This window comes from Drouetiella sp., from assembly GCF_059504425.1.
Window position 1 is genome coordinate 46,080 of the sequence record NZ_JCACIN010000016.1, and the last position, 12,586, is coordinate 58,665.

A 12,586-nucleotide genomic window follows, 5' to 3' on the forward strand; every position below is an offset into this window, starting at 1 on the left:
TTCAAATTGGTATGAGAAGGAACATGAGGTAAAACCCTGTCCATAATTTTTTGAATTCAACGGTTGAAACCGCCTAAATGTTTCTCTGGGAAGAGGCGATCGGTTCAGCTTTTTCTTTCATTTAGAAAAAGAGAATCATGGGAAAAAGTTCAAGTTCTATTTTCTACAAAAAATAGGATGGCGAGAGCAAGCAGTCGTTGATTGTAGCGAAGAATTCTATTTGAGAAAGCTCAGAAGTTTTCGCCCAAAAAGTTGCTTAAGGCGTGAAATTATGATATTCGTAGAATAAATGAGTAGTGACAGGTGCTTAGTGTATTTTCCTAGATTCAATCTAGGAAGTTGCGAATGTCTCCCAGGCTGAATTGGCTACTGATTGGCTTAAGCGGTTAGGGCGACTTGTTAGGTTCGCATTACCAGGTTGTCGGGCATGAAACTTGGATCGAGTTAACCTTGCAATTATTGTTTTGAGGAGAATGACCTATGGAGACCTTTGCTTATCTCCAAGTTGCTGAGGATTATGAAAATCCTGAGAGCAAAGAGCTAGTTTTCTTGAAAGATGGTTTAGCGGCGCTGAATTCCTTGAGTGGAATGAAGCTGCCGAGCCAGACACTCTTTGTTTTGTTGGGTGTGGCTTCTTCTGCCTTCATTCTGAACATTGCTAGTGCTGCCCAAGCTGCCCTTTACCGAGGAGATAGCGGTTCTGATGTCACTTACCTTCAGAACCTTTTGAACGACAACGGTTATTCTGTACCTGTTACGGGATACTACGGTTCGCAAACTGAAAGCCAGGTCTACAGCTTTCAGTACGATAGGTACCTGACCTCTGATGGTGTTGCAGGTAGTGCCACCATGAGTGCCCTGGAGGGCTTTTTGGGTGTAGCCCCTGATCCGGGTAGCAGCGGTGCTCTAAGGTTTGGTAGCAGCGGCAGTGCCGTAACCGATCTACAGTATGCTCTCAGCAGCGCGGGATATTTTTCAGGTCCCTACACGGGCTACTTTGGTTCAACTACCGAGCAAGCGGTGATCAGCTTCCAGTATGACAACTACTTGACGGCTGATGGCATCGCAGGTTCGGCAACGCTAGCGGCTCTGGGCACTGGTGGCTTCCAGCCTATCTTGCCGGGGGGTGGCAGCACCTATCGTTTCGGCGACTCTGGCGCAGGTGTATCGAACATCCAATCGTTGCTCGGTTCCCTAGGCTATGCGGTTCCGGTGACGGGATACTTTGGTACTCAGACCGAGCAAGCAGTGATTAATTTCCAATCCTACAGCGGCTTGGTGGCTGACGGCATTGTTGGAAGCAACACTTTGGCAGCTATGGAAGGCAGTTCCTTCCAGCCTATTCGTCCCGGCGTTGGCAGCACCTATCGCTTCGGCGACTCTGGCGCAGGTGTGTCAAGCATTCAGGATCTGCTGAATGCTAATGGCTATTCAGTTTCAATCACGGGCTATTTTGGCTCTGTTACTGAACAGCAGGTGATCAGCTTCCAAGCTAACAACGGTATATCGGCAGACGGTATTGTCGGCCCTCAAACCTATGCGGCTCTTTTGAGCAGATAGTGATTTGAGCTTTAGGTAGGTGAGTTTTGAGTAAGGTGACAGGAGTTCTGTTCATCCCCAACGCTTTTAAGATTAGGGGAATTGAGCGGAGTTGCGAATGCCTTACTCAACTCTTTTGAGCAAGCGATCGCGTGGCTGATTTTTAGAGTTGGCTTGGGGAGTAACGTATGGAAGCTTTGGCTTTTCTTCACCTAGCTCAGGATTACGAAAATCCTGAGTTGAAAGAGTTGTGTATTGCATCAAATGGTTTGAGTTTACTGATCAAGAGATCGCCCACTAAATTGCTTTCTAGCACTGGAGCGATCGCTCTTCTGAGCCTTTTGAGTACAGCTTGGGTCGCAGGCTTGACGCAGGCTGCATCAGCAACAGTCTACGGTGCGGGTGTTTATGGCGTAGATGACTACGGCACGGATGTTTACGGTCGTAGCTACCGTGACATCAGACCTGGTGTTCCCGGCTATCAAGCTGTTATGGTGCGTCCTGATGGCGACCAGCCCTATGCCGAGCAGACCTGTGGCTGTGCCGCTAATCTCTGCGGTGGCTACCAACCTGTTCGCCCACAGCCGCTTCCCAATCCTGACTACCGCCCCATCCGTCCTCAGCCTGTCCGTCCTGCGGGAGTATTCTTGCGACGTGGAGATACTGGCTCAGATGTGCGCTACGTGCAGGACTTGCTGCGATCGGCTGGCTATTTCAATGCGTCTTCAACAGGTTTTTATGCCACTTTGACCGAGAGCGGCGTTAAGTCCTTCCAGCGCGATCAGGGTTTGAGCGTGGATGGCATTGTTGGAGCACAGACTTTAGCAGCGCTCGAAAATCGTGCTTGAGCCAATGGCTTCAAGGTAAACTTACAGACGCGATCGAACAGAAACACGTGACCCTGTATTAACCAGGGTTATATTAGTGTGAATTAGTATGAATTCATTCTAATAATCAAAGGCAGTGTTGGGAGTTAAAGAAGCAGGGCACCCTGTGGAGTTGAGGAGTTAACTTGGTACAAGTGTACCATGGTTGAGAGCGCCAGAATTTTGTAATTTCAAGATTTTTAATCTGATCACTTTATGCCGCAACTGCAAGCCCTAATTTTTGATGTAGATGGAACTCTGGCAGATACCGAGCGAGACGGTCATCGGATTGCGTTTAATCGGGCATTTGCGGCGGCTGGTCTAGATTGGGATTGGTCGGTTGAAGAATATGGCAAGCTACTGGAAGTGACGGGAGGCAAGGAGCGGATTCGTTTTTATCTAGATAATGCGCTGCCGAAGGTGAGCTTACCCAATTCAAGTCCTGACACCTTGTCTGAGCAGATTGCCAGTCTCCATGCGGCAAAGACTGTTCACTACAAGCAGCTCTTGCAGGAAAACGTCATTCCGCTGCGTCCCGGCGTGAAACGTCTGCTCTTAGAGGCTCGCGAACAGGGCATTCGGCTGGCGATCGCCACGACTACTACCCCCGCCAACGTGACGGCGCTTTTGGAAAATGCGATCGCGCCAGAGGCGATCGGCTGGTTTGAGGTGATTGCGGCGGGTGATATTGTCCCAGCCAAAAAGCCTGCACCTGATATCTATCAGTATGCGCTGCAAGCCATGAACCTAGAGCCAGAGGTTTGCCTAGCGCTGGAAGACTCCCGGCAGGGACTGCGATCGGCGCTGCAAGCGGGTCTTAAGACTGTGATTACGGTGAATGGCTATACGCAGAGCCAAGACTTTTCTGGAGCGGCGTTGGTGATAGACCACTTGGGAGAGCCAGATTTGCCATTTCAACTATTGCCGTCTCAACCCAGGGCGGAAGAGGTGAAATCAACCTACTTTGATGTGGCATTGGCAGAGCAGCTGCTAAGCAGTTGAGATCAGGGTTCTCTGGAAACGGCAATCTTCAGGCAGTGCAAAAATATTTTCGCCCCGTTAGAATGCAAATGTTTTAAGCTTACTGAGTGTCCGTTGTCCTTTTCACAAGTTTTGGCTGTGTTAAAACGAATCTCCCTTGTCTCTCTTCTAGTGGTTTCTGGCATTTGGGGTGCTGTTCAGCCTGTTTATGCTCAGGCGCTTGTTCCTCATGTGCTGCAACTTGATCAGCAACGGCTAGAGGAGCAGGGTCTTGGTTTAGCCCAGGAAGCCGCCCAACTGGCTCAGTTTCAGCAGCTTCAGCTTGCTTTATCACGGGCACAGCTTGCGTCACAGCTTGCCCCTAATAATCCCCAGGTTTGGGCATTGCTGGGCAGCCTGTATCTAGAGACTAGAGAGACTGATTCAGGCATTCAGGCGCTTTTGAAGTCACGATCGCTCGACCCAGCCAATGAGAACGTTTTGTTTGCTCTAGGAGATGCCTACTTTCAGCAGGAGAAGTATGATGCGGCGATTCAGTCTATTCAGGCAGGGTTAAAGCTCAAGACCGATGTACCAGAAGCTTTGTTTAGCTTGGGCAACTCGTACTACAAGCTGAAGCGCTACGATGAGGCGATCGCCCAGTACCAAAAAGCCGTGAGCCTAAACGACAAGTTCTGGCCAGCCATCAACAATGTGGGACTGGTGCTTTATGAGAAGGGAGATGCGGAGGGCGCATTAGAACAGTGGCAAAACGCCGTGAAGATTGACGGTAACCAAACCGAGCCACAGCTAGCGATCGCCATTGCTCTCTATGCTCAAGGCAAGACGATAGAGGCAGTTAGTCTAGGTGAAGCCGCGCTGAAGCTAGACAGCCGCTACGGCGATCCAGAATTCTTGCAGCAAAATCTCTGGGGCGATCGTCTCGTCACCCAGGCCAAAACTTTTCTGGCGCTGCCGCAAATTCAGAATGTGATTGTGCAGAGCAGCGGAGTGCCTGGGCAGGGTCAATAGGCTTAGAGCTGGCTTTCCTCTACGCCGCTAACGGCGATCGGGCAAGGCTTGAGACTGCAATTCCATTAACTCCTTAATCCCTTTCTCTGCCAAATCCAAAATTTGGTTGAGCTGTAGACGGCTGAAGCTACCTTCTTCGGCAGTACCCTGAAGCTCGATAATTTCTAGCTCATCGTTGAGCACAATATTCAAGTCTGTTGAGGCGGCAACGTCTTCGGGGTAGTTCAGATCCAGAAACGCTTCTCCGTCCAGTAGCCCGATCGACACGGCGGCAATTTGATGACAAAGGGGCGATCGCTCTAGCTCCCCACTCTGAAGGAGCTTATCGATCGCGTCCCATAGCGCTACATAGCCGCCCGTAATTGCAGTTGTGCGGGTACCTGCATCCGCTTGCAACACGTCTGCATCTATGGTGATGGTGCGTTCACCCAAGATCTGCATGTCAATTGCTGCCCGCAGACTGCGCCCAATCAGGCGCTGAATTTCCTGCGTGCGCCCTGAAAGCTTCATAAACTCGCGCGCCTGACGCGGAACCGTAGCTGTAGGCAGCATCCGGTACTCTGCCGTGAGCCAGCCTTGCCCCGTTCCTTCAAGAAATTTGGGCACACCAGTCTGAATGCTAACGGTGCAAAGTACCTGAGTCTCACCACAATGAGCTAGCACAGAGCCAGCCGCAAATCGAGTAAAATTCCGCTCAAACTGAACGGGACGAAGTTGATCGGGTTGCCGACCGTCCGGACGCTGCCAAACCATGATGCTTTCCTCGAAATCCTCACTCAGAATACTAGGGATCGGGGATTGGGCGTTAGGAACTTGATCTCTAGATCCCGATTTAGAGATTGGCGGTTATATTACATATAGTGTTTTTTAGAAAGAAGAGTCGGAAAGCAACGCTATATTTGCCACACAGAAAATATCGCGGAAGACCTGCTACCGTTAGCCCTATGTTTGGCAGTAGCCCTTAAGGGGTAAGAGTTTACTTAGATCCCGCTTCCTATTTGTTCAGTCCTGTAGCCTAAAGTAGCCCAATGGTTTCTCAACTTGAAGTCCCTAACCGCAGTACGCCACTGGCTCTGCCTCACGCGATCGAAGGCATTATTCAGGTCTTTACCAGCTCGCACCGCAGCTTCTTTACCAATGTTATGGCGCAGGCGCTGAGAATTGCCGGACAGGGTACTTCTGTCCTGGTCGTGCAGTTTTTAAAGGGCGGCATTGGGCAAGGATATCGGCACCCTGTGCAGCTTGGGCAGCATCTAGACTGGATTCGCTGCGATTTACCCCGCTGCATTGATTCGGCAGATGTAGAGGAAAATGAGGCGATCGCCCTCAGAGCGCTATGGCATCACACGCAGGTCGTCGTTTCTGAAGGAAAATACTCGATGGTGGTGCTAGATGAACTTAGTCTTGCCATCAACTTTGGTCTAATTTCTGAAGTAGAAGTGCTGAACTTCCTCCAGCAGCGTCCGGCTCAGGTAGATGTGATTTTGACAGGACCTGATATGCCTCAGTCCATTTTGGACATTGCTGATCAAATCACAGAACTGCGGCGCACTCGTCGTCCTTGATTTCCTAGAATATTTTTTGGAAAGGTTCACCTCTATTTAGAAGGCGATCGCACTGATTCAGAATTTACTCAGACAGCTACATTTACTCAGACAGCCGCATTCGTGCAGATTTGCGCAGACAGCCACATCTAAGGTACCTGCACCAGAACTAACTGATCTTCCGGCAAATAGCTAACATACCGTCCCTCATCGGCTAGAACCATTACCAACCGCAGCGACCAATCTGGCTCCACAATCTGCAAATCTGCCCAAGGAATCGCAATTTCCAAACAGGTATTAAAGGCAACCTTGGCACGGCTGAGACGGGACTGCCACTGAGCGCGATCGCCCGCTTCCTGAAACCACAGCGATTGGGTCAACAGGTTGATGCCCAAGTGGTGCCGAAACCTGTAGTCTAGCGGCGGCTGATCGGGCAAATGCTGTAAGGGTGCAGGGCTGGTGGACATAGGGCGATCGGGGTAAAACCACAGTAGATGTAGCTCCAGAGGAAAGTTCACTCCGGGCTGTGCGCCCATCTTTAAATCTAGCCGCAGGTAAAGATTGAGATGATCAACCCCATACCAAAGCCGCTGCACGAAGCCGCTTCGGTGCATGGTGCCAGATGCGCCGCCGATTTCAATGCATCCTGCTTTTTCCCAGTCCTGCTCATCGCCATTGCCGTCGATGCTGGGATGGATGAAGCTTTGAGGACGATGTTCTCGCTTGTTCAGATGGTCTTCAATGGGCGATCGCACCTCTATGGGGATTGGCTCATTTAAGGCTCTGTAGAGCGTTGCCAGATGTTCGCGAAACAACTGGTCAAACATTGCATCGTGGCTGGAGGTATGCCCTTCCCCAAACCACCAGAACCAGTCTGAGCCTTCGGCAGCGTAGAGGGCTTCCCAGGCTTCGGGATTATCTTCTTCAGTGGCTTCTGGATGTTTTGCCAAAGTCTGTCTGGCTGCCGCCAGCAAATCCCAGGCGCGATTTTTGGCGCGATCGCCAATCCAGGTAGAAAAGCTGCCGTCTACCCAAGAGCCGCTGTGCAGCTTCTCGGCGGGTAAAGTGGCGATCGGCGGAAACTGCTCCAAAAATTCTGAAACCGTCACTAGCTTCAGGCTGGGATGATCGCTGAGAATGCGATAGAGACGCTCTAAAAACGGCTTGCCATCCTGCAAGTAGGACTCCCAACAGTTCTCGCCATCTAGGGCGATCGTCACTAGCCAAGGCTGATCCAGCCCGCTACCGTTGCCTTGATGCACTTTGAGGGAGCGAGAAATAGATTCTAGATGCCCAACGAGGTCAGTAGCAGCTTGTCGAGGCTCCATAGCGCCATAGGTAAAGCCAATCAGATCAGAAAGGCGATGATCTCGGAAGACGATCGCCAAATCTCCTTGACTTGTTTCCAGACGATAGGGGCGATACAGCACCTCTGGTTCCTCTAGAGTGCCCGAACTGTCGCGGCGGAATGTATGGTTCAGCGTCCAGCCCAAGACTGCCTCATCCGAGCAAAGCCATTGAAACCCCTGTGCCGCTACATCGGGCAAAATTGCCGGACTCACCGACTGCTCAGATGGCCATAGCCCCTTGGGATTGCAGCCGAATCGCTCTCGATAGATTTGCTTCGCCTTGCGCAGATGCCGAGGAATATCTTCTGCCCACTGAAAGCGATGTTCAGGCAGCACCATTTTGGGCAATGCCACCCGACCAGAGTCGGTATCTGCCAGCAGCGGCAAGATGGGATGCGTGTAGGGCGTAGTAGTAATCTCTAGCTGACCGCTCTCCTGCATCTTGCGGTGCTGCGGGATAATGCGGCTGAGGATCTGGCGCTGCTTAGAATAAATGCGTTGGCGATCGCTCAATGTAAATCCCCGATCTTTTGCCAGCCAATTTGCGACCTCTGGATCATCCCAAAACAGAGGGTCAATCCAAGCGAGGTTATGCCATGCCAGTAGATCGCTGTAGTCTTGCGCTTCCCAGTTCTTCAGGCACCAATCCCAGCCCTGCTCATGGCGCTGCTCATATAGCTCCGCGTAGCGCGGATGGGGGTCAATCAGCGTGTGGTGGTTGGCATCAAAAAAATGTTGAATGATAAAGTGGCGCTGAGTTTCATCCAGATGGGCGATCGGCTGAAGCGCTAGCGTCAAATAAGGATCAAAAGCAGTTCCAGCTACGTAGTCTTCGAGTTGCAAGATCAGCGAAGGTACTAGATTCACCGTTTGGTGCAGCTTTGGGTAGCGCTCTAGGAGCAGCACCAGATCCAGGTAATCTTTTGTACCATGGAGCCTTACCCAAGGCAGCCGATAGTTACCTTGGGCAGAGCTTTTGTAGAGAGGCTGATGCTGATGCCAGACAAACGCGACGTATAGGGGATGCGCCATGGAAAGAGTCAGAAGGGAACAGGCAGAAGGCAAATACTGAGAATACTTTTTTACCTTACAGCCTAGTTCTTACCTTTTGTCCCTTATGCTCTAGAAGTTTTATGTCCTAGAAGATATGCCTGAACAATCTGCCTAGAAAACTTGTTCAACTTCTGCAATCTCAGGAATAAACTCTCGCAGACGGCGCTCGATGCCCATTCTCAACGTCATAGCAGAGCTGGGGCAGGTGCCGCACGCGCCCTGAAGCTTTAGCTTAACTACAGGGCCGTCAATTTCTACTAGCTCAACGTTGCCGCCATCCGACATTAAGTAGGGACGCAAATCGTCTAATACTTTTTCAACATTTGCATTCGTCAATTCCAGCGTTTCCATAGCATACCTATATAGTTTTTGGGCTTGTCTTGTTTCCTTCATCCTATCTCGATCGCCTGAGAATTGGCTAAGGAGAGGTGACTTCCCATCCTCCCAGCCTCTAAGCGCTCAATCTACACGCTCAGTCTATGCACTCAATCTAAGCGCTCAGCCTTTAAGCTAGCAGCTTGATATTTGAGAATAAAAATTCGCTAGTAGCATTCTGATCGTCCGTAATCGCCCGACGGTTGAGGATATAGTAGCCGCCTACTTTTTCGTACTCATCCTCAAATACCTGAGAGCCTTTGGATTCACCTGTTTCCACATCGTGGTACACCGAGTCATAGCGATGAGACAGATAGCCTGCCTCAGTCTGGTGGCTGCTCAGAGTGTTGATGGTGACGACGACACTGCGAATATGGCGATGAACCAGGCTCACCTCGTTGTTGTGAATCTTATAGCGATCGCCCATGGATTTACCGCTCACCAAAATCTCGACCGCGCCCTTTTCATCGGTTGCGCCTAGAGTAAAGACATTCTTGCCGTGGCTTTCCTCAAAGGTTCTACGGACGCGATGCACCGCAATTTCCCAAGCTTGCCCCGCAATAGCTTTCTTGGCTTCTTCGTCAGCCACCTCTGTAACCTCATGGCTAAAGCTGCCCTTACCATCGGGAGCGATGCGAAGCTTGCCCGTATGGACTTTCTCACCTTCCCGCAGAGTTACGTCTGCGGTGTAGCCAGGAAAGCTGGCATCCCAGGTATAGCGGTTTTCATACGCCGCCTGAAACAAAGCCCGAGCTTCTGGCTGCTCAGAGACTTGCTCAGCAGCTTGTCCAGTCATTTGCTCAATTACTTGCTCAGTCATCTTAAGGCTCTTGCTGACATCACTCTCTAGTGTAGCGATTTGGCGTTCCCGTCGCGTCAATTTTTGGCAAGAGGCGACCGTTTTCAGCGAAGACCTCTAGCAAAAGCTAGCCGCCCAGCGCTGCTCTTGCCTCCTGCCGCAGTCTCTGAGCTTCAGGGTCTTTAGGCTTAAGCTGGAGGGCTTTATCTAAAACCACAGTTGCCTCTTGATAGCGCTGAAGATTGAGCAGCGCTGCGCCTTTGGTGCGCCAAGCCTCAGCAGAATTGCGCTGGATGCGAATGCCTTCATCCAGTGCATTGATGGCTTCGGAAGAACGTCCTAGCTTTTGTAGCGCCACCCCGCGTTTGACCCAGCCCTCTGAAAACTTGGGCTTGTCCGCTGTCACTCCTTCATAAATGCTCAGCGCTTCATAGGTTCGATTTTGCTGAAGCAGGGCGTTTCCTTTGCTCCAGAGCGCCTCTGGATAGTTAGGTTTAAAGGCGAGTGCATCATTACAGGAAACGATCGCCTCTTCGGGTCGCTTGAGCTGATTCAGCGTTTCACAGCGTCCGGCATAGGCTTCAGCATAGTCCGATCGAATGGCTAATGCCTCATCGTAGACCTTAATTGCCTCTTGATTTTTCCATTGCAGCCGTAGATTATTCGCCCGATCGAGTAGCAGTGCCGCTTTTTTCTTAGGGTCAGTCGGGGGATCGCCAGGATCAGACAAAGCTGTTGGAAATATTCCTGGCTCGGCAGTATCTCGCTGAGGCTGAGCCATCTGCATGAACAATCCTAGACCCAAGGTTACGGCGATCGCCCCCAAGATGCCCCATGTTCGAGTTGCTTTTCGGCTTTGAGTCGCGATCGGTTCCACGACAGGAGGGGGAGGACTCACGACCTGAGTAATGCCTGTGCCGTTGGTTGAGCCATGAGTTGAGCCATTGGTTGAGCTATGGGTGGGATGCGCCTCTGATATTCCCTCAGCCTGGATTTGAGTTTCAGGAGGTTCGTTACCGGAGCGATCCCACACGGCGGTAGACATCAGATCTTCCTCACTCACCGTGAAATCAGCCGAGCTAAAGTCGGGTAGAGGACGAGAAAACTCTCTCAGATTTGCCGTGGTACCCGCCTCAATGCTGTTGCCGTTTGTGCCAACGTAGGGTGGAAATAGAATAAACGGATCGGTCACGGCTACGGGCACTTTCTCTAAGGCTTCCAGAGTTTCGATCGCCGTTGGAAAGCGTTCGCGGAAGTCATAGCGCACCATTTGATCCAAAATTTTCGTCAGCTCTGGATGCAGCTCCGGTGCCAGATGATGCCAAGAAATTTCGCCCTCTAGATCTTCGCCCAAATGCCGAGGGTGGATGCCTGTCAGCGCCTGAATGCCCAGAATTCCTACAGCATAAATATCGCTGCTAAAGCGAGGCTTACCAGCTACCTGCTCATTGGGCATATAGCCCTGGGTGCCAATAGAAATTGTAATATTGGTCAAGCCCTGTTCAAGGTCAACGCCTTGGGTGCTGACCTGCTTGACGGCACCAAAGTCGATTAAAACAATGCGGCGATCGTGACGACGGCGAATCAGGTTAGAAGGTTTGAGATCGCGGTGAATCACCTGTCGCTGGTGAACAAATGCCAGAACCTTAAGAATATCTTGCAGCCAAAAAACCACCTGATTTTCTGACCAGGTTTTGCCCTCTACAAATTCTTTGGTGAGCGGCTCTCCTTCAACAAATTCTTGAGCTAGATAAAATTCTTGATTGTCTTCAAAGTGAGCCAGCAGGCGCGGAATCTGGTCGTGGATGCCTAGCTGATAGAGAACTTGCGCTTCGGTATTGAAACAGCGTCTTGCCATCTGCAACGCATCATCGCTGCTGATCTGAGGTTTGAGCTGCTTGATCACACATTGAGGATGACCTGGCAAATGCAAGTCTTCTGCCAGAAAAGTTCGACCGAACCCGCCTACTCCCAACTGGCTAGTTATTTTGTACCGTCCGCCCAGAGGTCTATCTGAGCTGATCAGAGAAAATGAGCGACTCATGATGGAATTGGCTTTGTTGAAGTTCAGTCACGATCGAGCCTCAAAAGCGTTTCAGAGTCTTTGCCCCCACTCAACTGTATGGCTGGGGCAACCTACTCGATTGCTTAAGTGTAGATGCATCAAATGGAAACCCCCTAACCCTGACTTCAGCATAAAGAAGTAATTGAGATTCGTAACCCTAGTTCCTCACAAACTTCACTACCCGTGATGCCCCATCGGATAATTTTTATACTTCATCCTAATCTTAGTCTTTCTTTGCTAGGAGTACCCGTTCGGGTGATCTTGTGAGATTTAGTCCGGATTCGATTCTAAATTCAAGCTCAACCTATGGCACTAACTCTGTGTTCACTTCATTCACCTGTCGCCGCTTCAGCTCCACAGACTCCGATCGAGGCAGTAGATCAAAGACTTTGCGAAACGCATCATCTACTGTCTCAAAAGCGATCGCCCCTTTCTGGTCTAAGACCACCTTACCCTCCTGATCGAGCAAAACTGTCTGAGGCACAAATCCGCTGTAGTAGTACCCTGGATCGGTCGATTCGTAGCGAGTTTCAGATGGAATAGCATCGACACTAATGGGGATGAACCCTGCCGCCCGACCGTAGAAAGCGTCGAGTTGAGAAACCACTGACGCATACCTTTTGCAGTCTGCACTGTCATCAATATAGAAAACCAACAAAGCGGGCAGCTGTCGCTGACGTGCCTCTGCCAGCGTAATTCTGGGGGGAACTAACGAACCATTACCAGCATAGAGGGGAAAGATATTGCCCTCGTAACGATCGTCGGTCAAAGCTGCCCACACCGGAGAAGTTCCAGGAGTTACCCACAGAACAGTGCTTAGAACTAGCCCTAAAAATAGGCAAACTACTGTCCGTGCCATTGTCTGCACTAAACTTGTCTGCACTAGACTTGTCTGCGCCACACGCCCTGATAAATCTATTAACAAACCTTTACATTGGGTGAAACTTCTGGAAGACGCGCTCAAAATCGTCAAACAGGCAGAGAATAAGCAACGAACATTCATC

11 protein-coding genes are annotated in these 12,586 nt (G+C 50.7%); 5 read left to right on the plus strand and 6 right to left on the minus strand.

The window, feature by feature from the left end; all coding sequences use genetic code 11:
- Positions 1-480 precede the first annotated feature (480 nt).
- From AC5JMP_RS03495 to AC5JMP_RS03510, 4 genes are all read left to right on the plus strand, one after another.
- The gene (locus AC5JMP_RS03495; protein ID WP_495850038.1) at positions 481-1,560 is read left to right on the plus strand and encodes a peptidoglycan-binding domain-containing protein; all 1,080 of its coding nucleotides are present in this window, start codon (positions 481-483) and stop codon (positions 1,558-1,560) included.
- A gap of 167 nt (positions 1,561-1,727) precedes the next feature.
- Positions 1,728-2,387 carry a peptidoglycan-binding domain-containing protein gene (locus AC5JMP_RS03500; RefSeq protein ID WP_495850039.1) on the plus strand — a complete coding sequence of 220 codons (660 nt, stop codon included), beginning with the start codon at positions 1,728-1,730 and terminating at the stop codon, positions 2,385-2,387.
- Positions 2,388-2,621: 234 nt separating this feature from the next.
- Positions 2,622-3,407, plus strand: a complete 786-nt coding sequence (locus AC5JMP_RS03505) for an HAD family hydrolase (protein WP_495850040.1) — start codon at positions 2,622-2,624, stop codon at positions 3,405-3,407.
- A 117-nt stretch (positions 3,408-3,524) separates the two neighbouring features.
- Positions 3,525-4,397, plus strand: coding sequence for a tetratricopeptide repeat protein (locus AC5JMP_RS03510; RefSeq protein ID WP_495850041.1), 873 nt, complete (start codon positions 3,525-3,527; stop codon positions 4,395-4,397).
- Between the two features lie 27 nt (positions 4,398-4,424).
- Here AC5JMP_RS03510 and rph read toward each other — a convergent pair whose 3' ends face one another.
- Complete coding sequence (rph, locus tag AC5JMP_RS03515; RefSeq protein WP_495850042.1) at positions 4,425-5,150, minus strand: ribonuclease PH; 726 nt, start codon at positions 5,148-5,150, stop codon at positions 4,425-4,427.
- 275 nt (positions 5,151-5,425) lie between these two features.
- On the opposite strand from rph, the gene AC5JMP_RS03520 reads away from it, so the two are divergent.
- Positions 5,426-5,962, plus strand: coding sequence for a P-loop NTPase family protein (locus AC5JMP_RS03520; protein WP_495850043.1), 537 nt, complete (start codon positions 5,426-5,428; stop codon positions 5,960-5,962).
- A 128-nt stretch (positions 5,963-6,090) separates the two neighbouring features.
- Here the strand turns inward: AC5JMP_RS03520 and AC5JMP_RS03525 are convergent, their stop codons facing one another.
- The 5 genes from AC5JMP_RS03525 to AC5JMP_RS03545 all read right to left on the minus strand — a co-directional run bounded on the left by AC5JMP_RS03525 (position 6,091) and on the right by AC5JMP_RS03545 (position 12,441).
- Positions 6,091-8,322 carry a glycoside hydrolase gene (locus tag AC5JMP_RS03525; RefSeq protein WP_495850044.1) on the minus strand — a complete coding sequence of 744 codons (2,232 nt, stop codon included), beginning with the start codon at positions 8,320-8,322 and terminating at the stop codon, positions 6,091-6,093.
- 132 nt (positions 8,323-8,454) lie between these two features.
- A complete protein-coding gene (locus AC5JMP_RS03530; RefSeq protein WP_495850045.1) occupies positions 8,455-8,694 on the minus strand; it encodes a NifU family protein in 240 nt (79 codons plus the stop codon).
- Between the two features lie 154 nt (positions 8,695-8,848).
- Positions 8,849-9,538 (minus strand): DUF3386 domain-containing protein, encoded by a 690-nt coding sequence (locus tag AC5JMP_RS03535; protein ID WP_495850046.1) that lies wholly within the window; start codon positions 9,536-9,538, stop codon positions 8,849-8,851.
- A 106-nt stretch (positions 9,539-9,644) separates the two neighbouring features.
- Complete coding sequence (locus AC5JMP_RS03540) at positions 9,645-11,561, minus strand: protein kinase domain-containing protein (protein WP_495850047.1); 1,917 nt, start codon at positions 11,559-11,561, stop codon at positions 9,645-9,647.
- A gap of 325 nt (positions 11,562-11,886) precedes the next feature.
- Entirely contained in the window at positions 11,887-12,441 is a 555-nt protein-coding gene (locus AC5JMP_RS03545; protein ID WP_495850048.1) for a thylakoid membrane photosystem I accumulation factor, read from the minus strand.
- Between the last annotated feature and the right edge of the window lie 145 nt (positions 12,442-12,586).

Bases quoted from the DNA above. Each gene is read 5' to 3' on its own strand.
- AC5JMP_RS03495 (WP_495850038.1), top strand. From the start codon at position 481: ATGGAGACCTTTGCTTATCTCCAAGTTGCTGAGGATTATGAAAATCCT.
- AC5JMP_RS03500 (WP_495850039.1), top strand. From the start codon at position 1,728: ATGGAAGCTTTGGCTTTTCTTCACCTAGCTCAGGATTACGAAAATCCT.
- AC5JMP_RS03505 (WP_495850040.1), top strand. From the start codon at position 2,622: ATGCCGCAACTGCAAGCCCTAATTTTTGATGTAGATGGAACTCTGGCA.
- rph (WP_495850042.1), bottom strand. From the start codon at position 5,150: ATGGTTTGGCAGCGTCCGGACGGTCGGCAACCCGATCAACTTCGTCCC.
- AC5JMP_RS03520 (WP_495850043.1), top strand. From the start codon at position 5,426: ATGGTTTCTCAACTTGAAGTCCCTAACCGCAGTACGCCACTGGCTCTG.
- AC5JMP_RS03525 (WP_495850044.1), bottom strand. From the start codon at position 8,322: ATGGCGCATCCCCTATACGTCGCGTTTGTCTGGCATCAGCATCAGCCT.
- AC5JMP_RS03530 (WP_495850045.1), bottom strand. From the start codon at position 8,694: ATGGAAACGCTGGAATTGACGAATGCAAATGTTGAAAAAGTATTAGAC.
- AC5JMP_RS03535 (WP_495850046.1), bottom strand. From the start codon at position 9,538: ATGACTGAGCAAGTAATTGAGCAAATGACTGGACAAGCTGCTGAGCAA.
- AC5JMP_RS03540 (WP_495850047.1), bottom strand. From the start codon at position 11,561: ATGAGTCGCTCATTTTCTCTGATCAGCTCAGATAGACCTCTGGGCGGA.
- AC5JMP_RS03545 (WP_495850048.1), bottom strand. From the start codon at position 12,441: ATGGCACGGACAGTAGTTTGCCTATTTTTAGGGCTAGTTCTAAGCACT.